This window comes from Acidovorax sp. A1169, from assembly GCF_030704685.1.
Taxonomy (GTDB): Bacteria; Pseudomonadota; Gammaproteobacteria; order Burkholderiales; family Burkholderiaceae_C; genus Acidovorax.
Map to the genome: position 1 here is coordinate 91,047 of NZ_JAUZDX010000018.1, position 18,611 is coordinate 109,657.

General features: G+C 66.8%; 20 protein-coding genes. 9 read left to right on the forward strand and 11 right to left on the reverse strand.

The window, feature by feature from the left end:
• Positions 1 to 66: 66 nt before the first annotated feature.
• Genes QYL93_RS24300 through QYL93_RS24310 form a run of 3 tightly spaced genes read right to left on the reverse strand, consistent with a single transcriptional unit; the run spans position 67 to position 1,688 of the window.
• A complete protein-coding gene (locus tag QYL93_RS24300; protein WP_305746067.1) occupies positions 67 to 642 on the reverse strand; it encodes a hypothetical protein in 576 nt (191 codons plus the stop codon).
• A complete protein-coding gene (locus QYL93_RS24305; protein ID WP_057203201.1) occupies positions 639 to 923 on the reverse strand; it encodes a DnaJ domain-containing protein in 285 nt (94 codons plus the stop codon). The genes QYL93_RS24300 and QYL93_RS24305 overlap by 4 nt, the downstream gene beginning before the upstream one ends.
• Positions 924 to 974: 51 nt before the next feature.
• Positions 975 to 1,688, reverse strand: coding sequence for a YebC/PmpR family DNA-binding transcriptional regulator (locus QYL93_RS24310; RefSeq protein WP_057203202.1), 714 nt, complete (start codon positions 1,686 to 1,688; stop codon positions 975 to 977).
• A gap of 220 nt (positions 1,689 to 1,908) precedes the next feature.
• On the opposite strand from QYL93_RS24310, the gene QYL93_RS24315 reads away from it, so the two are divergent.
• Complete coding sequence (locus QYL93_RS24315; RefSeq protein WP_305746068.1) at positions 1,909 to 3,138, forward strand: nucleoside recognition domain-containing protein; 1,230 nt, start codon at positions 1,909 to 1,911, stop codon at positions 3,136 to 3,138.
• Here the strand turns inward: QYL93_RS24315 and QYL93_RS24320 are convergent.
• Positions 3,135 to 4,100, reverse strand: a complete 966-nt coding sequence (locus QYL93_RS24320) for an AraC family transcriptional regulator (RefSeq protein WP_305746069.1) — start codon at positions 4,098 to 4,100, stop codon at positions 3,135 to 3,137. The two genes, QYL93_RS24315 and QYL93_RS24320, sit on opposite strands and share 4 nt — an antisense overlap.
• Before the next feature lie 120 nt (positions 4,101 to 4,220).
• Here QYL93_RS24320 and QYL93_RS24325 point away from each other — a divergent pair, with 120 nt between their 5' ends.
• On the forward strand, positions 4,221 to 5,117 hold the full coding sequence (locus tag QYL93_RS24325; RefSeq protein WP_305746070.1) for an NAD(P)H-binding protein: 897 nt from the start codon (positions 4,221 to 4,223) through the stop codon (positions 5,115 to 5,117).
• Positions 5,118 to 5,325: 208 nt separating this feature from the next.
• On the opposite strand, the gene QYL93_RS24330 is transcribed toward QYL93_RS24325, so the two are convergent.
• From QYL93_RS24330 to QYL93_RS24340, 3 genes are read right to left on the reverse strand one after another with little or no spacing between them, the layout of a single operon-like run.
• The gene (locus QYL93_RS24330; protein WP_305746071.1) at positions 5,326 to 6,258 is read right to left on the reverse strand and encodes a ZIP family metal transporter; all 933 of its coding nucleotides are present in this window, start codon (positions 6,256 to 6,258) and stop codon (positions 5,326 to 5,328) included.
• A 57-nt stretch (positions 6,259 to 6,315) separates the two neighbouring features.
• The gene (locus QYL93_RS24335; RefSeq protein ID WP_305746072.1) at positions 6,316 to 6,939 is read right to left on the reverse strand and encodes a superoxide dismutase; all 624 of its coding nucleotides are present in this window, start codon (positions 6,937 to 6,939) and stop codon (positions 6,316 to 6,318) included.
• A 35-nt stretch (positions 6,940 to 6,974) separates the two neighbouring features.
• Complete coding sequence (locus QYL93_RS24340) at positions 6,975 to 7,475, reverse strand: hypothetical protein (RefSeq protein WP_305746073.1); 501 nt, start codon at positions 7,473 to 7,475, stop codon at positions 6,975 to 6,977.
• 185 nt (positions 7,476 to 7,660) lie between these two features.
• On the opposite strand from QYL93_RS24340, the gene QYL93_RS24345 reads away from it, so the two are divergent.
• Complete coding sequence (locus QYL93_RS24345) at positions 7,661 to 7,858, forward strand: hypothetical protein (protein WP_305746074.1); 198 nt, start codon at positions 7,661 to 7,663, stop codon at positions 7,856 to 7,858.
• A gap of 761 nt (positions 7,859 to 8,619) precedes the next feature.
• On the opposite strand, the gene QYL93_RS24350 is transcribed toward QYL93_RS24345, so the two are convergent.
• Complete coding sequence (locus QYL93_RS24350; RefSeq protein WP_305746075.1) at positions 8,620 to 9,555, reverse strand: alpha/beta fold hydrolase; 936 nt, start codon at positions 9,553 to 9,555, stop codon at positions 8,620 to 8,622.
• A gap of 96 nt (positions 9,556 to 9,651) precedes the next feature.
• On the opposite strand from QYL93_RS24350, the gene QYL93_RS24355 reads away from it, so the two are divergent.
• Together QYL93_RS24355 and QYL93_RS24360 are read left to right on the forward strand one after the other, a co-directional pair.
• Positions 9,652 to 10,236: an ABATE domain-containing protein gene (locus QYL93_RS24355; RefSeq protein ID WP_305746076.1), complete on the forward strand. Its 585-nt coding sequence runs from the start codon at positions 9,652 to 9,654 to the stop codon at positions 10,234 to 10,236.
• Between the two features lie 286 nt (positions 10,237 to 10,522).
• Complete coding sequence (locus tag QYL93_RS24360) at positions 10,523 to 10,816, forward strand: EAL domain-containing protein (protein WP_305746077.1); 294 nt, start codon at positions 10,523 to 10,525, stop codon at positions 10,814 to 10,816.
• Between the two features lie 6 nt (positions 10,817 to 10,822).
• Here the strand turns inward: QYL93_RS24360 and QYL93_RS24365 are convergent, their stop codons facing one another.
• A complete protein-coding gene (locus tag QYL93_RS24365; protein ID WP_305746078.1) occupies positions 10,823 to 11,476 on the reverse strand; it encodes a TetR/AcrR family transcriptional regulator in 654 nt (217 codons plus the stop codon).
• Between the two features lie 79 nt (positions 11,477 to 11,555).
• Between QYL93_RS24365 and QYL93_RS24370 the strand changes: the two genes are divergently transcribed.
• Positions 11,556 to 12,002 (forward strand): VOC family protein, encoded by a 447-nt coding sequence (locus tag QYL93_RS24370; protein WP_305746079.1) that lies wholly within the window; start codon positions 11,556 to 11,558, stop codon positions 12,000 to 12,002.
• A 39-nt stretch (positions 12,003 to 12,041) separates the two neighbouring features.
• Here QYL93_RS24370 and QYL93_RS24375 read toward each other — a convergent pair whose 3' ends face one another.
• Positions 12,042 to 13,385: a protein kinase gene (locus QYL93_RS24375; protein ID WP_305746080.1), complete on the reverse strand. Its 1,344-nt coding sequence runs from the start codon at positions 13,383 to 13,385 to the stop codon at positions 12,042 to 12,044.
• Between the two features lie 356 nt (positions 13,386 to 13,741).
• Here QYL93_RS24375 and adh point away from each other — a divergent pair, with 356 nt between their 5' ends.
• The 3 genes from adh (at position 13,742) to QYL93_RS24390 (ending at position 16,567) form a co-directional block, all read left to right on the forward strand.
• Positions 13,742 to 15,262 carry an aldehyde dehydrogenase gene (adh, locus tag QYL93_RS24380; RefSeq protein WP_305746081.1) on the forward strand — a complete coding sequence of 507 codons (1,521 nt, stop codon included), beginning with the start codon at positions 13,742 to 13,744 and terminating at the stop codon, positions 15,260 to 15,262.
• Positions 15,263 to 15,273: 11 nt separating this feature from the next.
• Positions 15,274 to 15,702 carry a DUF779 domain-containing protein gene (locus QYL93_RS24385; RefSeq protein ID WP_305746082.1) on the forward strand — a complete coding sequence of 143 codons (429 nt, stop codon included), beginning with the start codon at positions 15,274 to 15,276 and terminating at the stop codon, positions 15,700 to 15,702.
• A 67-nt stretch (positions 15,703 to 15,769) separates the two neighbouring features.
• A complete protein-coding gene (locus QYL93_RS24390) occupies positions 15,770 to 16,567 on the forward strand; it encodes an isocitrate lyase/phosphoenolpyruvate mutase family protein (RefSeq protein WP_305746083.1) in 798 nt (265 codons plus the stop codon).
• A gap of 36 nt (positions 16,568 to 16,603) precedes the next feature.
• Here the strand turns inward: QYL93_RS24390 and QYL93_RS24395 are convergent, their stop codons facing one another.
• On the reverse strand, positions 16,604 to 18,535 hold the full coding sequence (locus tag QYL93_RS24395; RefSeq protein WP_305746084.1) for a sigma-54-dependent Fis family transcriptional regulator: 1,932 nt from the start codon (positions 18,533 to 18,535) through the stop codon (positions 16,604 to 16,606).
• Between the last annotated feature and the right edge of the window lie 76 nt (positions 18,536 to 18,611).

Genomic DNA, 18,611 nt, shown 5'->3' on the forward strand with positions numbered 1-18,611 from the left:
GCCGCCCCGCCGCGCTGGCGGCGTCCCCCTTTGGGGGGAAGGCGCGAGGCGACTCAGGGGGGGGCTTCATGCTTTTCGGTCAAAGCCTACGTCGGACAGCCAGTTGTCGCTGGCCTCGTCGCGCGAGCGGGCGTTGTGCGGGTCGGCGGCGTCGTCAGCGCTCAGGTTGTCGTAATCGTCGTCGTGCTCGGCGGCGTCTTCGCCATCGCCCTCTTCCTCGGCGTCGGCATGCTGGGCCGCAGGCGCCAGGCGCGAATGCACGTGCAGGTACTCCAGGCCCGCCGCCACGGCCATGAAGCGCTCGCCACCGGGCTCGGCCAATACCGTCTTCGCCAGGCCTGCAGCCCAGGGTTCGAGCAGCACGGCGCCATCGGCCAGGGTGCCCCAGGCCGGCAGGTCGTCAGCGCCCCGGCCGATCAGGCTCTCCAGCGCGGCAGGCCGCGCAAAGCGAAAGCCCTGGTGAAAGACCACAGCCACCATCTCGGGGGCCAGCTCCATCATCTGCACGAGAAAGGCGATTTCGCTGCGCTTTTGCGTGAGCCGCTTGCGCAGCACGTCCTTGCCTTCGGAATCCTGGGTCAGGTCATCGAGCTCGGCCTGGTAGGCCGAACGCAGGTCATAAAAATAAGGAGAGAGTTTCACGAAGGAAGAATGCCTTGGGTATAGGTGTGCCAGATTTCCTGGGCGGTCTGCAGCGGGTCGTCCAGCAGGTTGCGGCGGCGGTTGTCGTCGTAGGCCTGGCGGGCCTCGTCGTCGGACAGCACGTCGTACGCCTTCTGGACCAACTGGAAGCGCTGCGCAGCATCGGGCGCCGGGTTGCGGTCCGGGTGGTAGAAGGCCGCCTTCTGGCGGTAGGCCTTCTTGATGTCGGCGAGCGAGGCGTTGGCCGCCAGCCCGAGGGCAGCATAGTGGTCTGCGGTCATGGATTTGAAGGGTTGCTGCGGCCAGGCGCTGGCCTCGCAGCCACCAGCCTTTTAACCACCCAGGCTCACGTAAACGTTCTGCACGTCGTCGTTGGAGTCGATGGCCGCCAGAAAGGTTTCCACTTCTTCCAGCTGTTCTGCCGTGAGGTTGGCGGGGTTCACCGGGTTCTTGGGCTTGTAGCCCAGCTTGGCCGACAGCACCGTGAAGCCCTGGGCCGGCAGCGCGCGGCTCACCAGATCCAGGTCGGTCGGGTCGGTCCAGAAGGTGGTGGTGCCTTCTTCGTCGCCGGCTTCAAAGTCCTGCGCACCGGCCTCGATGGCGGCCAGTTCGGGGTCGGCACCGGCGCTGGCGGGCTCGGCTTCGATCATGCCCACGTGGTTGAAGTCCCAGGCCACCGAGCCGGAGGTACCCAGTTGGCCCTTGCGGAACAGCACGCGCATCTCGGGCGCAGTGCGGTTGACGTTGTCGGTCAGGCACTCGACCATCACGGCCACTTGGTGCGGGGCAAAGCCCTCATAGATCACGTGTTCGTAGTTGACCGCGTCGGCGCCCGTGCCCGAGCCCTTCTTGATGGCGCGCTCCAGCGTTTCCTTGGGCATGGAGACCTTGCGGGCCTGCTCGACCACGAGCCGCAGGCGTGCATTGCCGGCCGGGTCGGCACCGCCGCGCGCAGCGACCATGATTTCCTTGACCAGCTTGCCAAACAGCTTGCCCTTGGCATCAGCGACCTGTGCCTTGCCTTTTGCTTTCCACTGCGCGCCCATGTTGGATCTCTTCCTAGGTGGTGTATTGGTTGTTGGCGCGCCAGGGCGCCCAAATGGAGGTCAAGGGCTGGGATCGGGGGCCGCAGGGCGTTGTAAAAAAGCCGCAGGGCACAACCCAGCCGAACCCTGTAGGGTACCACTGTCACACCATCGGCCCGCAGGTATTTGTGCATGCCCCTGCCGGGGTAATCTCGGAGCCTGCAATCTTCGTGGAGACCGGATGCTCAACACCCTGTGGCTGGGTTTTTTCGTCGTCGCCGCCGTGGCGGCCTTTGCCCAGTGGCTGGTGGGCGGCAATGCGCAGATTTTCGGCGCCATGGTCGAGGCACTGTTCGCCATGGCCAAGCTCTCGGTCGAGGTGATGGTGCTGCTGTTCGGCACGCTCACCCTGTGGCTGGGCTTTTTGCGCATTGCCGAAAAGGCCGGCATCGTCGACGCCCTCGCCCGCTGGCTGGCGCCGCTGTTCGCCAAGCTGATGCCCGAGGTGCCGCGCGGCCACCCGTCGCTGGGGCTGATCACGCTGAACTTTGCCGCCAACGCGCTGGGGCTGGACAACGCGGCCACGCCCATGGGCCTGAAAGCCATGCGCTCGCTGCAAGAGCTCAACCCCCGGCCCGACACCGCCACCAACGCGCAGATTCTGTTCCTGGTGCTCAATGCGTCGTCGCTCACCTTGCTACCGGTCACCATCTTCATGTACCGCATGCAGCAGGGCGCGCCCGACCCGACGCTGGTGTTTCTGCCCATCCTGCTGGCCACCTCCGTCTCCACCCTGGTCGGGCTCGTGACCGTGGCGGTGGTGCAGCGACTGCCGCTGTGGCACCCGGTGGTGCTGGCCTACCTGCTGCCCGTGGCGCTGCTGCTGGGCGGCTTCATGGCCTTGCTGACCACGCTGAGCGCGGCGGCGCTGGCCAGCCTGTCGTCGCTGCTGGGCAACCTCACGCTGTTCACGCTGGTGGTGATGTTCGTGGTGCTGGGCGCCTGGCGCAAGGTGGCCGTGTACGAGGCCTTCATCGAGGGTGCGCGCGAGGGCTTCGACGTGGCAAAGGGCCTGCTGCCCTACCTGGTGGCCATGCTGAGCGCGGTGGGCGTGTTCCGCGCCTCGGGCGCGCTGGGCTATGTGCTCGACGCGATCCGCTGGTGCGTGGAAGCGGTCGGCGCCGACACGCGCTTTGTGGACGCCCTGCCCACGGCCCTGGTCAAGCCCTTCTCGGGCAGCGCCGCGCGCGCGATGCTCATCGAGACCATGCAGACCCAGGGCGTGGACAGCTTTGCCGCCCGCGCGGCCGCCATCATCCAGGGTAGCACCGAGACCACCTTCTATGTGCTGGCGGTGTACTTTGGCGCGGTGGGCATACAGCGTGCGCGGCATGCGGTGGCCTGTGCGCTGCTGGCGGAGCTGGCCGGCGTGATCGCAGCGATTGCTGTCTGCTACTGGTTTTTTGGCTAAAGCGCTACTGCCTCCACCCGCCGCTCGCTCCCCGGCGACCGCCCCGACCAGCGCTTGTACGCCCGGCTGAACGCCGCCTCCGACTGGTAGCCCAGGCTGTCGGCCAGTTCGGCCAGGCGCACCTGGCCCTCTTGCAGGCGCGACTGGGCCAGCGCCATGCGCCACAGGGTGAGGTACTGCATCACCGGCATGCCCACAGATGCCGCGAAGCGCGCGGCAAAGGCCGAGCGCGACATGGCCACCGCGCTGGCCAGCGAGGCCAGCGTCCACGGGGTGCCGGGCTGCTCGTGCATGAGCACCAGGGCCGGGCCGAGCTGGGCGTCCTGCAGGGCGCCGAGCCAGCCGGTGCGCGCGCCCGGGTCGTTCTGCAGCCAGGTGCGGATGGCCTGCAGCACCAGTACATCGGCCAGGCGCGTGGCCACGGCCTCGCCACCGGGTTTGAGGTGCTGCACCTCGTCCTGTAGCAGTGCCAGGATGGGCGAGAGCCAGTTCGATGGCCCGAGCGACTGCCCGCTCAGCACGATCTGGCGCGGCAGCGCATGCACCAGGCGGCGCGCCAGCACGTCGTCGAAGCGCACGGCACCACAGACCAGGGAAACCGGAGCAGTGCCCTCCCCATGGCGCATGATTTCGAAGCGGCCACCGAGCTGCACGCGCGGCAGGTCGAAGAAGGCATCGGCCCGTGACGTGGCGGTAGACAGCAGGTCATGCCCCTCGCCGCGCGGCACCAGCGCGAAATCGCCCGCGCGCAGCAGCACGGGCTCGGCCCCCGGCACGCGCAGCCAGCATTCGCCGGCCGTGATGGCATGGAACATCAGGCAGCCCGGGATCGGCGGCAGCGCTATGCCCAGCGGCGGGTGCAGGTAGGAGTAGCAGTAGATCACGCCCGTCATGCGCAACAGGTGCAAGGCCCGGCCCAGTGGGTCGGTGGCGGCAGAAGCGGCTTCAACCTGGATATCCATGCCACATCCTAAGCCGGTCTGGACGAATGATCAATAAACACCGACCTTTCATCATTGGCATGCCTGCCACTCCCCAAGACACTGGACGCCTGTTTGTTCAACAACCCCCTGGAGTTCCACATGTCAGACATCGCCGTAATGGGTGCCACCGGCCACACGGGCAGCGTGATCGCCCGCAATCTCCTTGCCCTGGGCCACCGCGTGTGCGCCATGGGCCGCTCGGCCGAGCGGCTCGACGCCTTGCGCCAGCAGGGTGCGCAGGTGATCGTGGGCGACTGTGCCGACCCGGCCTACCTCACCCGCGCCTTCGAAGGTGCCGACGCCGTCTACGCCATGATGCCCTTCGACCCCACGGCCCCCGGCTTCATGGAACTGCAGCGCGCGCAAGGCCGGGCCATCGCGGAGGCACTGCAGGCAGCCCGCGTGCCCCATGTAGTGGCGCTCAGCAGCCTGGGCGCAGACCAGCCCACTGGCACCGGTGTACTGACCAGCCTGTACGAGCAGGAGCAGCGCCTGCGCACGCTGCAGCAAAGCCATGTGCTGATGCTGCGCCCCGCCATGTTCTTCGAAGGCCTGTTCAACCTGCTGCCCGGCGTGAAGTACGGCGGTAGCCTGGCCGATGCCTTCGCGCCCGGCCTGCCCATCCCCATGATCGCCACGCGCGACATTGCCGACGCCGCCACCGGGGCACTGGACCAGCGCGGCTGGACCGGCCACAGCGTGCGTGAGCTGCTGGGGCCCGGGGACCTGAGCCACGAGCAGCTCGCCGCCTTCGTGGGCGGGATGATCGGCCAGCCGGCGCTGGTCTACCAGCAACTGCCCTATGACGACGCCGCCCAGGGCATGGCCCAGGCCGGCATCGCACCCGACCTGGCCCAGTTGCTCGCGGAGATGGCACGCGGCATCAACGAAGGGCGCGTGCGCTCGGTGGAGGGTCGCAATGCGCGCAATTCCACCGCCACCCCACTCCAGTCGCTGGCCCCGGCACTCAAGGAAGCATACGAGGCCCTGCCCTAGAAAGAAAGAGAAGGCTGTCACCCATATACCGCCTTCCCCCCCCAATGCGACGATGCGCTGGCGCCGCGTATGCAACTGGCGCTACCCGAGCCAGTGCCCCCGTGCAAGGGCCGCCCCGCCGCACCGGGGGCGTCCCCCTCCCCGCATTGCGCAGCAATGCGAGAGAGAGGGGGAAGGCGCGAAGCGACTCAGGGGGTGCTTCATTTCATCAGCCCAAGGCCGTGTCCAGCACCATCATGATGACAAAGCCCAGCATCAGCCCGCCGGTCGCCCAGGCTTCGTGGCCCTTGCGGTGGGATTCAGGGATGATCTCGTGGCTGATCACGAACAGCATGGCGCCGGCGGCAAAGCCCAGGCCCCAGGGCAGGAGGCTTGCCGAGTAGCTGACCACGGCAGCACCCATCACCGCGCCGATGGGCTCCACCAGGCCCGAGGCCATGCCCAGCCCCACGGCCAGCCAGCGCTTGTAGCCGGCGGCCAGCAGCGCCACGGCCACCACCAGGCCCTCGGGCACATCCTGGATGGCGATGCCCGTGGCCAGGGCGCCGGCCCGCATGGTGTCGCCGCTCGCATAGCCCACGCCGATGGCCAGGCCCTCGGGCAGGTTGTGCAGGGCAATGGCGAACACGAAGAGCCAGGTACGCCGCAAGGTGCGCGAGGTCTGGCCCTCCACGCCCTTGATGAAGTGCTCGTGCGGCAGCAGGCGCTCCATCAGCAGCAGCACCAGCGCACCCAGCAAAATGGCAGCGCCCATGGTGCCACCCGCCTCCCAGGCCCCTGCCCCGGCGGCGCGCGAGGCATGGATGCCCGGGATGATGAGCGAGAACGAGCAGGCCGCGAGCATCACCCCGGCGCCAAAGCCGAACATCGTGTCCTGCGTGCGCTCGGAGATGCGCTGCGACAGCATCACCGGCAAGGTGCCCAGGGCCGTGGCCAGGGCGGCAGCGCTGCCGCCCAGCAGTGCCGACAGTACCACCGGCTGGCCCGCGATCCACTGCCAGATCTGCCAGGTGCCGACCACGCCCCCGGTCACCACGATGGCCAGCCCGATCCACTGGCGCCAGTGCAAAGGCTGGCGGGGCGTCTCGGTCAGGCGGCTGGGCAGCGCGGCGTTGTCGGGTGATGGCGAGGGAACGGGCATGGTGTCGGCTCCGGAAGGCATCTGTTCAGGGTGCGAGGCACAGCAGTGCGGATCGATTCAGCCGCGCGCCAGGGCGTAGCGGCGTGCCACCTCGGCCCAGTCCACCACGTTATAGAACGCCGCGATGTACTCGGGGCGGCGATTTTGGTACTGCAGGTAGTAGGCGTGTTCCCACACGTCCAGGCCCAGGATGGGGGTGTTGCCCGACAGCAGGCCGGCCATCAGCGGGCTGTCCTGGTTGCCCGAGCTCTCCACCACCAGCTTGCCGGCACTGGTCACCGACAGCCAGGCCCAGCCGCTGCCAAAGCGCGTGAGCGCCGCCTTGGTGAAGGCGTCCTTGAACGCATCGAAGCCGCCCAGCTCGGTGGCAATGGCCGCCGCCAGCTCGCCCTGCGGCTGGCCGCCGCCCGTGGGGGACATCACGGCCCAGAACAGGCTGTGGTTGGCATGGCCGCCGCCGTTGTTGCGCACGGGGCCCTGCAGGTTCTCGGGCAGTTGCACCAGGCCGGCCACCAGCTCATCGATCGGCAGGCCGGCATGGGGCGTGCCTTCCAGCGCTGCGTTCAGGTTGTTGATGTAGGTCTGGTGGTGCTTGGTGTGGTGGATCTCCATCGTGCGGGCATCGATGTGGGGTTCCAGCGCATCGTAGGCATAGGGCAAAGCGGGCAGCGAATAGGGCATGGGTTCCTTTCAGGGTGGGGAGAAGAAGAAAAAACTCAGTGGGCCGCGCCCTGCAGCACGCCCGAAGCAGCGGCCAGCACGGCGGTGATGTCGGGGTGCGCGCCATGCGCCTGCACATGGCGCACCAAGGCGGCGTGGGTTTCACGGCTGTGGCGCCACGCGGCCTGCTGCAACGCAGTGCCCCGGCTGCCATCGGCCATCAGGCCCAGCAGCGTGGCGTGTACGCTGCACAGCAGCTGCTCACACGCCTCCAGTGCGCCCGCCTCGACCTGCAGGTCAGCGAGGTTCAGGTGCGAGACCACCAGGGCGGCAATGCAGTCGTCCTCGCGGCCGGCCGGGGGGTCCTGGGCGATGCGCAAGGCAATGACCAGCGCCTGCTGCTTGTAGGCCAGCGCCATCACGGGCTGGTCCATGCGCAGGGCGGCATTGGCGCGCTGCAGCGTGCGCTCCCAATGGGCCAGCGTGGCGGGCTCGGGCGCCAGGGCGTCCCGGGCAGCGGCTGCGGTGGAAGAAATGGATGCGGTACGCGGGCCCATGGCAATGCTCCTGGTGGGAGCCTTTTGCGGTGGACGGGGCGTAGCGTACTCAGGCAATTAAAATGATATGCATTCTCATTCGTATTGTCTAGTGAGGGGGTTTGTGGCGGGCCCGCTTCTCGGAATGTGGCAATGGCGTGCTGCGCCCGTTGTAAATTGTCCACCCATGGCATAGATCGGGCACCATGCAATCACTGGTTTCCAATCTCCATCGCTACCAAGCCATTTTGTTCGACATGAACGAAACGTTCATGTTCGGTGGCGGCCGCCTGGGCCCGAGGCTGTGTGAAAACGCGCTTTACGCCCTTGACTTGCCAGCCGAATCAAAAATCGACCGCTCAGATCGGCCTACAACGCACGATGTCGATGCGAGCAATGGTTGAAGTACCCCCGCGAAATTCGTCTATCGACGTTTTCACACAACCTCGGCCGATAGCGGAAGTCTAGTGTCCTGTCCCGTACATAAATGCCAATAAAACCGCGTCTTTCACGCCAGGGCCGCGTTGCAAATCCTCGCGATAGCTACGGCTATCGTGAGGATTTGCGCCTTGCCCTGGCGCGAAATCCGTCGGCTTTATTTTTGGCATCTATTTGCGGGACAGAACACTAGCCCACAGCCCCACTGTTCCTGCACGATGGTTGAGCCGGCCATCTGCCGCTCTCTGCTCACGGTGCCGAACTCTGTGTCCACTGTGCGGAGCTGGCTGTCCAGGAGAGCCGAAACACACACCTCTCAGCTTTGCTTCATTGATAGCTGTCGCTGAAGCGATACTCAAAAAAAACGGCTTCGCTGAACAACTCTGTCGGTGCGCACACGCACAGGCAGTCCGCACAAAGCGATCTGCCTTGCTGCTAAGGCCGATGCAATCTTGAGCTGTCAATTTTCGGTCGGCGGCAACACTTCCATCGACATCACGGTTGCCGGCGCGGACGCCGAATGGCCCAGATTTCTTCCAATGTGCCGATTGCGGGGTGACCACCCAACGACTGCTTGGAACTCTCACCAGCGCTACGTTGGGGGGAGACAACCAATGGCCAATGCGGGATTGGCATCGGATCAATCCGGCACCGGCTCCCACATTTTGACTTTCGAGGCAGCCCCCCGGCTGCATAAGTCAAACTGTCTGTGCAGCCTAAGAACGTGTTACTTCATATGCTTGTCGAGAAACGCCCGGATGACTGGGCCGATTTCTTCCCCATGGGTTTCAAGCGCCAGGTGGCCAGTGTCATAGAAGCGCACATCGGCGTTCGGGATGTCTCGTTTCCAGGCTTCAGCACCTGCCGGCAGAAAGAACGGATCGTTCTTGCCCCAGACCGCCAGCAATGGTGGCTGGTGCTTTCGGAAGTAGGTCTGGAATTCAGGGTACTTGGCCACGTTGGAGGCATAGTCCAGCAGCAGGTCCAGCTGTATCGCGGCATTGCCAGGGCGCGCGACAAGCATGCTCTCCAGCGCGATGGCGTCGGGAGCGACCAGGCTCTCATCGCGGACGCCTTCGAGGTACTGCCACTTGATGGAGCCTGGCGTGGGGAAGTCGTGCAGCGCTTCGCGGTTGGCCTTCGTCGGCTCCTTCCAATACTTCTGAATGGGCGCCCATCCTTGTCCCAGGCCCTCTTCGTAGGCGTTGCCATTCTGGGAAACGATAGCCCTAACGCGTGAAGGGTGGGCCACTGCCATGCGCCACCCCACCGGCGCGCCGTAGTCAAAGACCTGCATCGCATAGCGATCGAGTTTGAGCTGCTCCGTGAACTGCGTCATGGTCTTGGCGAGCTGATCGAACGTGTAGTCGTACTTTCCCCGCTCGGGTGCCTCCGTAAAGCCAAAGCCCGGCAGGTCCGGTGCGATGACGTGGTACTTGTCCGCGAGCTTCGGAATGAGGTCGCGGTACATGAACGAGGAAGCAGCGAAGCCGTGCAGCAGCAGCACCGTCGGGGCATTGCGGTTGCCCGCCTCGCGATAGAACACCTTCACCTCACCGACCTGCTCGAACCGATGGTGCACCTGTAGGTCTGCTGCCTGTGCTCCACAGGCCAGCGCTATTGCTGCCAGGCCCACGGCGGCGTTCGAATTGTGAGAAGTCATGATGCGATTCCTTTGTAACCTGTAAAAAGAGAACTTAGAGGTTACATAAAATTCATGTAACTGGTCAAGTAGTTTTTTATAAGTTACATTGACGGCATGCCAGAAAGTCCTTCCAGCCAGCCATGCCCCCTGTTCGTGGGCGACAACCTTGCACTCGACTTCATCAATACGCAGTACGGGGTGGGGGCTTCATACCGTGAGTGCTTTGTCGACGACGCCAGCGTGGTGGCGTGGCTGAAACTGGCCCAGGTCCTGCCTGACGATTTCCATGGTGCGCCAAGGGGGCTGCTGAAACTCGCACTGGAACTGCGTGCGAGCGCCCAGTCAATGTTGAACGCAGCCAAGTCGGACGGAGAAGCCGCCGTGGATGTGGTGAACCTGGTGTTGGAAGCGGGCCGCGTTGCGAAGGAACTGGAGTGGGATGGCGCCAGCAAGTCCTTCCGGGTGGTGACACAGCGTCGGCATGACGATGCTGCAAGCCTGCTCGAGCCTGTCGCTCAAGGGCTCGTGGGGCTACTGACAGACACGCAACTTGAACTGGTGCGGCAGTGTGAGGCCCATGACTGCACGCTGTTTTTCCACGATCTGACAAAGTCACGCCGCCGGCGCTGGTGCAGCATGGCTGCATGCGGGAACCGCATGAAAGTAGCAGCCTTCCGCGCCCGAAAGAAGGCAGAGTAATCCTCCACGCAATGTAGACCCGTCGCGAGGCCTATGCCTGCGCCAGCCAGGGCCGGATCGAAGCGGACCTGAACCAGCGCATCGAAACCATCCTGCGTGCGCGGAACAACCCTTTCAACTGACCGGAGGTAGCGAGGGCTGGCAGGTGGTCTGGTGGCAGGGTACGGCCGGTTCCCCGCCGGCCCAAAAAGGGCCAGTATCGGACGGAGCTCCACCACCCGCCCTGCCTGCCGCACCCATCAAACGCTTCTACGTCGTTGCCTCGGTCCCCCTGCTGCTGGCGGCGTTGATTCCCATTGCGGCCTCGCTCTACCTGGCGCAGCGCAAGGCCCGGGATGACCAAGTCACCTCCCTGACCTCGCTGGCGGACGAGGTGCTGCGCCGGGGCATCGCCTCGCGCCAGCAACTGGTGGCGGCGCAGAAGCTGGGGCTGGACCTGATCGCCCAGGGCGTGGAAACCCAGTTCCAGGCCGACTTCCTGCGCGAGCGCGGGGTGCGCCATGCGCAGGGCTGGCTGTTTGCCAAGGCCATGCCGCTGGCCGAACTGCTGGCGGGGCTCAAGGCCCAGGCGGGTCGATAGACCGGCTCAGGCGCCTTTTCCCCTCTTTTCCGCTGGCGGCAGCACGCTGACGCACACCCGCTGCAGGGCGGCGATGGCCGCATCGCGTGCGCCCGGGTGCCCATCGACCGGGTGGCGTGCCAGCCATCTGGCCAATTCGTTGATGGCGCCGTTCAGGGCGGAGGCGCAGGCATCCACCTCCAGGGCCGCCAGCCCCGTGGGTGCCAGGATCTCCGCGACCACGGCATGCAGCTGCTGGTAGCCATGGCGCCCGTCGAGCTCCGCCCAGGCTTGGGCGCCGAGCACCGAGGGGCCGTCGATCAACAGCACCTGGCGCGGGCCAGGGTGGGAGACGGCATCGATCCAGGCCAGGGCGCCTGCTAGGAGCTGGTCCGCAGGAGCGGCCTGGCCATCGGCCGCCGCGCTGATGGCGGTGCTGAGGTCGGCATGCACGGCCTCGCACACCGCAACGAACAGATCCTTCTTGTCGCGAAAGTGGTGGTACAGCGCGCCCCGCGTGAGGCCCGTGGCCACCAGCAGGGCCTCGGTCGAGGTGGCGGCATAGCCGTCCCGCTCGAACAAGGCGCGCGCCGCTGCGATGAGCCGGGTGCGTGATTGGGCGCCCTGCTCCAGCCGCCGGTTGCCCGCAGCGGGGGTGGGAATAGGCTTTCCTATTGACATACAGACTGTACGTATCTATATTTTATCGAACATACAGACAGTATGTACCCAGTGTTCATTGGATGCAACAGGAGCCCCCATGCCAACCACCTCCCCTGCCACCCTTTCGCAACTGACCTCGGCCTACCCCCTGGTCACCACCGGCACCGTGCAGGCCTCGCGCGATTTCTTCGTGCAGCACCTGGGCTTCGAGGTGGTGTTCGAGGCCTCGTGGTTCGTGCTGCTGTCGCGCGGCAGCACCGAAGGCGGCTCCACGTCCATCGCCTTCATGGCGCCCGACCACCCCTCGCGCCCGCCGGGCCCCGAGGTCTTCAGCGGCCAGGGCCTGTTGCTGACCCTACAGGTGGAAGATGCCCGCCGCGAAGAGGCCCGCCTGCGTGCGGCCGGCGTGGAGATCGCCTACGCCGTGCAGCACGAGCCCTGGGGCCAGGTGCGCTTTCAGGTGCGCGACCCTTCGGGCCTGGTGCTCGACATCGTGGAGCAGGCCGAGCCCGCGCCTGGCTTCTGGGATGCCTACGTGAAGTGACATCACGGGCACCCGCCGCCCCGCCCGCGGCCAGTCCGGTCAGTTGCCGTCCGGCCCTTCGGGCGCAAACACCTGCCCGGCCACCATGTCCCATTCGGCAATCTGCTCGTTGGCGGCGATCAGCCGGCCCACCAGCAGCTTGATGAAGGCCTTGTCAAAGCGCGACTGCAGGTCTTCGGAGGCCTCGCGCAGCGCGGGGTTGCGGATCTTGAGCACCAGCACCTCGGTCTCGGCCACGGCGGTGGCGGTGCGCTGGCGGTTGTCGGGGCGCAGGTAGGTCATCTCGCCCAGGGTCACGCCCGCGCTCAGGGTGCTCAGGGTCCAGCCCTGGCGGCTCACGGTCACCTGGCCCTCGATGAGGATGCAGAACGAGTCGCCGGGCTGGCCCTCGCGCATGAGCACGGTGCCCTGCTCCAGCCGGCGCCAGTTGCCCAGGCGCATCAGCTCCCACAGCGCCACGTCGTGGAAATCGGCAAAAAAGGGCAGCTCGCGCAGGCGCCCGAAGCGCTCGGCCTCGGTGTCCTGCGAGCGCTGGCGCGGCAGGTCGCGGTGGGCGTCGAGCAGCGCCTGGGCAAAGTCGCCCCAGGTGGCAAAGCGGTCGGCCGGCTTCTTGGCCATGGCGCGCAGCAGCACCGCGTCCACATGCCCTGGCAGCGAGGCGCGCAGCAGGCTCGGGGGCGTGGGCTCTTCGTGGCTGATCTTGTAGAGCGTGGCGAAGTCGGTCTCGCCGTCGAACGGGCGGCGGCCCGTGAGCAACTCATACACCACGATGGCCAGCGAGAACATGTCGCTGTGGTGGGTCAGGTCTTCCTCGCGCACCTGCTCGGGCGACATGTAGGACGGCGAGCCCACCATGCCCGAGAGCTGCGTGGCATCGCTGCGCAGCGACAGCGCGGCGCCGAAGTCGGTGAGCTTGACCTCGCCGTTGGCGGCCAGCATCAGGTTGGCGGGCTTGATGTCGCGGTGTACCAGGCCTTCGCGGTAGGCGTATTCGAGCGCATTGCAGCACTTGAAGGCGATGTCCAGCACCTGGGGCACGGGCAGCAGCGCATCGGCCCGGGCATGGGCCGCCAGGGGCTGGCCGTCCACGTATTCGAGCACCAGGTAGGGCTGCGCGGCGTCCTCGTCGGCATCGAGCAAGCGCACGATGTGGGGGTGCTTGAGCCGGCCGGACATGGCCGCCTCGTTGCGCAGCAGGCGGCGGTAGCGCTCAGCCTGGTCGGGCTGGGCCAGCAGGTGGGCGTGCATCTGCTTGATGGCCACGCGCTTGCCGCGGAACCCGTCGAGCCCCAGGTACACGATGCCGCTGGCACCGCGCCCGAGCTCGCGCTCGATGCGGTACTTGCCGATGGTGGCGGGAATGGTGGTGGGGGTAGCGGTCATGGGCATCCGGGTGGCGATGCCCTCATTGTGGCAAAACCAGCGGCCCGCAACCACGCCCTGGGCTCCAAGGCGGGCATTTCGCACGCAAGCGACTGCCATGTGTGCAGGGCTGTGCCACCTGCGTTGTTCCGTTGTGGAACAACGGGTGTGCCATGGCACACCGGCATGGCGCGCCAGCCGCTGCCGGCACACGCCCGCCGATGGGGACGCAAGCCGCATGGGGATTGGGTTGGTGCGCCTTCGCTGACCACCGCACCCTGCCCCGCGTGCCGCTGGCACGGGCATTGCGCTCTGCAGGGGGTACAGGCACCGGCAACGGCACCTGGCACATCCCAACCACCGCAGGAGACAAGCACATGAACATGGCAGAAATCGCGAGCCTCGGCATCGCCAACCCCTACAAGAAACAATACGGCAACTACATCGGCGGCCAGTGGGTGGCCCCCATCGACGGGCAGTATTTCGAGAACAGCTCGCCCATCAACGGCCAGGTGTTCACCGCCATCCCGCGCTCCAACGACAAGGACATCAACGCCGCGCTGGACGCCGCGCACAAGGCCAAGACCGTCTGGGGCAAGACCTCGACCACGGACCGCGCCAATATCCTGCTGAAAATCGCCGACCGCATGGAGGCCAACCTGCTGACCATCGCAGTGGCCGAGACCATCGACAACGGCAAGCCGCTGCGCGAGACCATGGCGGCCGACATTCCGCTGGCCATTGACCACTTCCGCTATTTCGCGGGCTGCATCCGTGCGCAGGAAGGCGGCATCAGCGAGATCGACCACGACACCATGGCCTACCATTTCCACGAGCCGCTGGGCGTGGTGGGGCAGATCATTCCCTGGAACTTCCCGATCCTGATGGCGGTGTGGAAGCTGGCCCCGGCCCTGGCCGCCGGCAACTGTGTGGTCTTGAAGCCCGCCGAGCAGACGCCCGCCTCCATCCTGGTGCTGCTGGAGATCGTTGGCGACCTGCTGCCGCCCGGCGTGCTCAACGTGGTCAACGGCTTCGGCCTGGAAGCCGGCAAGCCCCTGGCCAGCAGCCCGCGCATCGCCAAGATCGCCTTCACGGGCGAGACGACGACGGGTCGGCTGATCATGCAGTACGCCAGCCAGAACATCATCCCGGTGACGCTGGAGTTGGGCGGCAAGAGCCCCAACGTGTTCTTCGAGGACGTGATGGACGCCGACGACGGCTTCTTCGACAAGGCGCTGGAAGGCTTTGCCATGTTCGCGCTGAACCAGGGCGAGGTCTGCACCTGCCCGAGTCGCGCGCTGATCCAGGAATCGATCTACGAACGCTTCATGGAGCGGGCGCTCAAGCGCGTGGCCGCCATCAAGCAGGGCCACCCGCTGGATAAGGGCACCATGATCGGCGCGCAGGCCTCCCAGGAGCAGCTCGAAAAAATCCTCTCCTACCTGGACCTGGGCAAGCAGGAGGGCGCGCAGTGCCTGATCGGCGGCGAGCGCAATCACCTCGAAGGCGACCTGGCCGGCGGCTACTACATCAAGCCCACCGTGTTCAAGGGCCACAACAAGATGCGCATCTTCCAGGAAGAAATCTTCGGCCCCGTGCTGTCGGTCACCACCTTCAAGACCGAGGAAGAAGCGCTGGAGATCGCCAACGACACGCTGTACGGCCTGGGCGCAGGGGTGTGGAGCCGCGACGGCGGCCGCGCCTTCCGCATGGGCCGGGGCATACAGGCCGGGCGCGTGTGGACCAACTGCTACCACCAGTACCCGGCCCATGCGGCCTTCGGCGGCTACAAGCAGTCGGGCATCGGCCGCGAGAACCACAAGATGATGCTGGACCATTACCAGCAGACCAAGAACCTGCTGGTGAGCTACACGCAGGCGCCCCTGGGCTTCTTCTGAGCCCGCCCAGCATGGCCGATACCCTGGCCCCTGTATCCCATGAGGCCACCCGGCAAGGCCATGGCACGGACCCACCGGTCCGCGTCACGGCCACGCTCGCGGCCCTGGAACTGATCGCACGGCTGCACGCGCAGCATGGCCCGCTGATGTTCCACCAGTCGGGCGGCTGCTGCGACGGCAGCGCACCCATGTGCTTTGCCCGCGGCGAGTTCATGGTGGGCGATTCTGACGTGCAACTCGGCCACATCGGCGGCGAACCCTTCTACATGAGCCGCCCGCAGTTCGCGGTGTGGGAGCATACGCAGCTGACCATCGACGTGGTGCCCGGCGGGGGCGGCATGTTCTCGCTGGAGCGGCCCACGGGCCTGCGCTTTCTGATCCGCTCGCGGCTGTTCAGCGATGAAGAGACGGCGCTGCTGAAACTGCACCCGGTGGCCTGAGCCCTGGCCACGCCTTCGAGGTCTACCGGCGGTATGCTTGCGCAAAGACCTTCCGAAGGAGACCCCTGTGACCGCACATGCCACCACGTTCCGCGGGCTGCACGCCAATGGCACCCTGCTGCGCCTGCCCAATGCCTGGGACGCTGCCAGCGCCAGGCTCTTCGAGAGCCTGGGGGCCACGGCCATCGCCACGACCAGCGCGGGCGTGGCCTGGTCGCAGGGGTACCCTGACGGCTACGCCATGCCCGTCGAGGTGGTGCTGGCGTATGCCAAGAACCTGGTGCGGGTGCTGCATGTGCCGCTGTCCGTGGACATGGAAGACGGCTATTCGGACGACCCGGCACAGGTGGCGGACCTGGCTGCGCGGCTGGCCGAAGTGGGCGTTGCCGGCATCAACCTGGAAGACGGGCGCAAACCTGCTGTGCTACTCGCACGCAAGGCCGAGGCGATTCGGGAGCGGCTGGCCAAGGACGGGCTGGACCTGTTCATCAACGCACGCACGGATGTCGTGCTGGCACGGCTGGTCGATGAGGGCAGCCAGGTCGAAGAAGCGATCACGCGCGGCCATCTGTACCGCAGCGCGGGCGTGGATGGCCTGTTCGTGCCCGGGCTGGCCGATGCGGCGCAGATCCAGGCCGTCGTGGCCGGTGTCGACCTGCCGCTGAACCTGATGGCCTGTGGCCGCCTGGCCAACGCCACGCAGCTGCAGGCCCTGGGGGTGAAGCGGCTCAGCGCGGGCTCCGGCATCCCGCAGGTGCTGTGGGGCCATGCCGCGAAGCTGGCGACGGACTTTCTGCAAGGGGGTGAGTCGGACAAGCTGCAGGGGCAGATCCCCTACGGGCAGATGCAGAACCTGTTCAACTGACCCCGAAAGGCCCGCGCCGCCGCGAAGCCGCGCGCTTCAGCCCGCCGCCTGGGCGCGCAGGTGCCGGTACACCGTATTGCGCGACACGCCCAGCGCACGCGCCACGGCTGAGACATTGCCGCCCTGCGCGGCCAGGGCCTGCGCGATGGCGGCCGCAGTGATGGCCTGCAGAGGCTGCGCGGCGGTTGCGGGAGCGGCTGCGAGCGCTGCAACCTCTTCGCATTCCTCCAGAAAATCCTCGGGCAGGTGTTCGCGCCGGATGGCGGTATCGCCCTCGGCCATCAGCGCCGCCGTGCGCAGCACGTTGGTCAGCTGGCGCAGGTTGCCGGGCCAGGCGCAGCGCGCGAACAGGTCCATCACCTCGGGGCACAAGGGCAGCGGCGGCGCAGCGGACTCCGTGCCCGATTGCAGCACGCGCTGCACGATGGCCGCCAGGTCGCTGCGCTCGCGCAGCGCGGGCAGGCGCACCACCAGGCCGTTCAAGCGGTAGTACAGGTCCTGGCGAAAGCGGCCCTCGGCCATCATCGCGCGCAGGTTGCGGTGGGTGGCGCAGACCACCTGGATGTCCACCTCGACCTGGCGCGTGCCGCCCAGCGGGGCCACGCTGCGCTCCTGCAGCACGCGCAGCAGGCGGGCCTGCAGTGCCAGCGGCATGTCACCGATCTCGTCGAGGAACAGCGTGCCACCATGGGCCTGCACGATCTTGCCAGGGCTGCCCTTGCGCCGCGCGCCGGTGAAGGCGCCCTCCTCGTAGCCGAACAGCTCGGATTCGATCAGCGACTCGGGGATGGACGCGCAGTTGACCGCCACGAACGGCGCCTGCCGCCGTGGCCCGTCGTGGTGGATGGCCCGCGCCAGCAGCTCCTTGCCGGTGCCGGTCTCGCCCAGGATCAAGGTGGCGATGTCACGGCCCAGCAGCTTGGTGACACGGTCAATGGCCAGGGCCAACGCCGCGTCGCCGGTGTTGAGGTAGCGCAGGCCCGAGAGCCCTGCCGAACGCGCAGGCCGCACCTGGACGGGGGCCCTGGCCGGCTCGGTTGCACCACCGGCCCACAGCCGCTCGGCCTGCGGCCGCACTTCGGGCCGGGCCATCACCGCCACGCCGCCGGGCAGGCGCAGCGTGAGCAGCGTGCCGGGTGCCCGGCGGCCATGGTCGAGCACGCTCGCCATGTCCACCCCGAACAGCGAGGCAAAGGTATGGGCCTGCAGCGCACTGTGCGACAGGCCCAGCTGGAACTGCCCGCTACGGTTGGCCGATAGAAAGCGCCCGTCGGCGCTGAAGGCCACGAGCCCCTCCACCAGCGTGCCCAGAAACTCGGGCCGCGCGTGGAAGCGCAGGCGCACCGCGTCCTCGTGCACCTGATTCCAGAGGTGGTTTTCCACCATCTGGGCGGACATGCGCACCAGCGCCATAGTGTGCTTGCTCTGGCTGCGGTGGTCGCCGCTGACATCGAGCGCGCCCAAGGCCCTGCCCTGGGGGTCCAGGATGGGCACGCATGAGCAGGTGAGGAACTGGTTGGCGCGCAGGTAGTGCTGGCCCGCATGCACCTGCACGGCCTGGCCCATGGCCAGCGCGGTACCGATGGCATTCGTGCCCTTGCGCTCCTCGGTCCAGACGCCGCCAGGACGCAGGGCCACGCGGTCGGCCCGGGCCACGAAATCATCGTCGCCCAGCGCGTGCAGGATCACGCCTTCGGGGTCGGTGAGCAGCACCATGCTGTGGGTGCCGGCGATCTGGTGGTACAGCGTCTCCATCACCGGCAGCGCATGGTCGGCCAGCACCTGGTTACGCTGCAGCGTGGCTTGCAGATCGGCGCCAGCCAGGGGCATCACGTCCATCACGTCCTGCGCGCGCAGCCCGTAGGCTGCCGAGCGGGCATGGGCGTGTGGTATCAGGTCCTGCGGTGGAATCGCCAGCAAGGGGCTGGCGAGCCCTCCTGCAGACGCGGCAGCATGCTCCAGATGCATAGGTTTGTCTCCTTGCGGCCGTGGCAGTTTGCACCGCCCGGCAATCCGGAGAACCTTAGCACGCCTACCTTGGCGC

Bases quoted from the DNA above. Each gene is read 5' to 3' on its own strand.
- QYL93_RS24315 (WP_305746068.1), top strand. From the start codon at position 1,909: ATGCTCAACACCCTGTGGCTGGGTTTTTTCGTCGTCGCCGCCGTGGCG.
- QYL93_RS24325 (WP_305746070.1), top strand. From the start codon at position 4,221: ATGTCAGACATCGCCGTAATGGGTGCCACCGGCCACACGGGCAGCGTG.
- QYL93_RS24345 (WP_305746074.1), top strand. From the start codon at position 7,661: ATGCAATCACTGGTTTCCAATCTCCATCGCTACCAAGCCATTTTGTTC.
- QYL93_RS24340 (WP_305746073.1), bottom strand. From the start codon at position 7,475: ATGGGCCCGCGTACCGCATCCATTTCTTCCACCGCAGCCGCTGCCCGG.
- QYL93_RS24330 (WP_305746071.1), bottom strand. From the start codon at position 6,258: ATGCCCGTTCCCTCGCCATCACCCGACAACGCCGCGCTGCCCAGCCGC.
- QYL93_RS24355 (WP_305746076.1), top strand. From the start codon at position 9,652: ATGCCAGAAAGTCCTTCCAGCCAGCCATGCCCCCTGTTCGTGGGCGAC.
- QYL93_RS24350 (WP_305746075.1), bottom strand. From the start codon at position 9,555: ATGACTTCTCACAATTCGAACGCCGCCGTGGGCCTGGCAGCAATAGCG.
- adh (WP_305746081.1), top strand. From the start codon at position 13,742: ATGAACATGGCAGAAATCGCGAGCCTCGGCATCGCCAACCCCTACAAG.
- QYL93_RS24370 (WP_305746079.1), top strand. From the start codon at position 11,556: ATGCCAACCACCTCCCCTGCCACCCTTTCGCAACTGACCTCGGCCTAC.
- QYL93_RS24395 (WP_305746084.1), bottom strand. From the start codon at position 18,535: ATGCATCTGGAGCATGCTGCCGCGTCTGCAGGAGGGCTCGCCAGCCCC.
- QYL93_RS24385 (WP_305746082.1), top strand. From the start codon at position 15,274: ATGGCCGATACCCTGGCCCCTGTATCCCATGAGGCCACCCGGCAAGGC.
- QYL93_RS24335 (WP_305746072.1), bottom strand. From the start codon at position 6,939: ATGCCCTATTCGCTGCCCGCTTTGCCCTATGCCTACGATGCGCTGGAA.
- QYL93_RS24375 (WP_305746080.1), bottom strand. From the start codon at position 13,385: ATGACCGCTACCCCCACCACCATTCCCGCCACCATCGGCAAGTACCGC.
- QYL93_RS24365 (WP_305746078.1), bottom strand. From the start codon at position 11,476: ATGTCAATAGGAAAGCCTATTCCCACCCCCGCTGCGGGCAACCGGCGG.
- QYL93_RS24305 (WP_057203201.1), bottom strand. From the start codon at position 923: ATGACCGCAGACCACTATGCTGCCCTCGGGCTGGCGGCCAACGCCTCG.
- QYL93_RS24310 (WP_057203202.1), bottom strand. From the start codon at position 1,688: ATGGGCGCGCAGTGGAAAGCAAAAGGCAAGGCACAGGTCGCTGATGCC.
- QYL93_RS24320 (WP_305746069.1), bottom strand. From the start codon at position 4,100: ATGGATATCCAGGTTGAAGCCGCTTCTGCCGCCACCGACCCACTGGGC.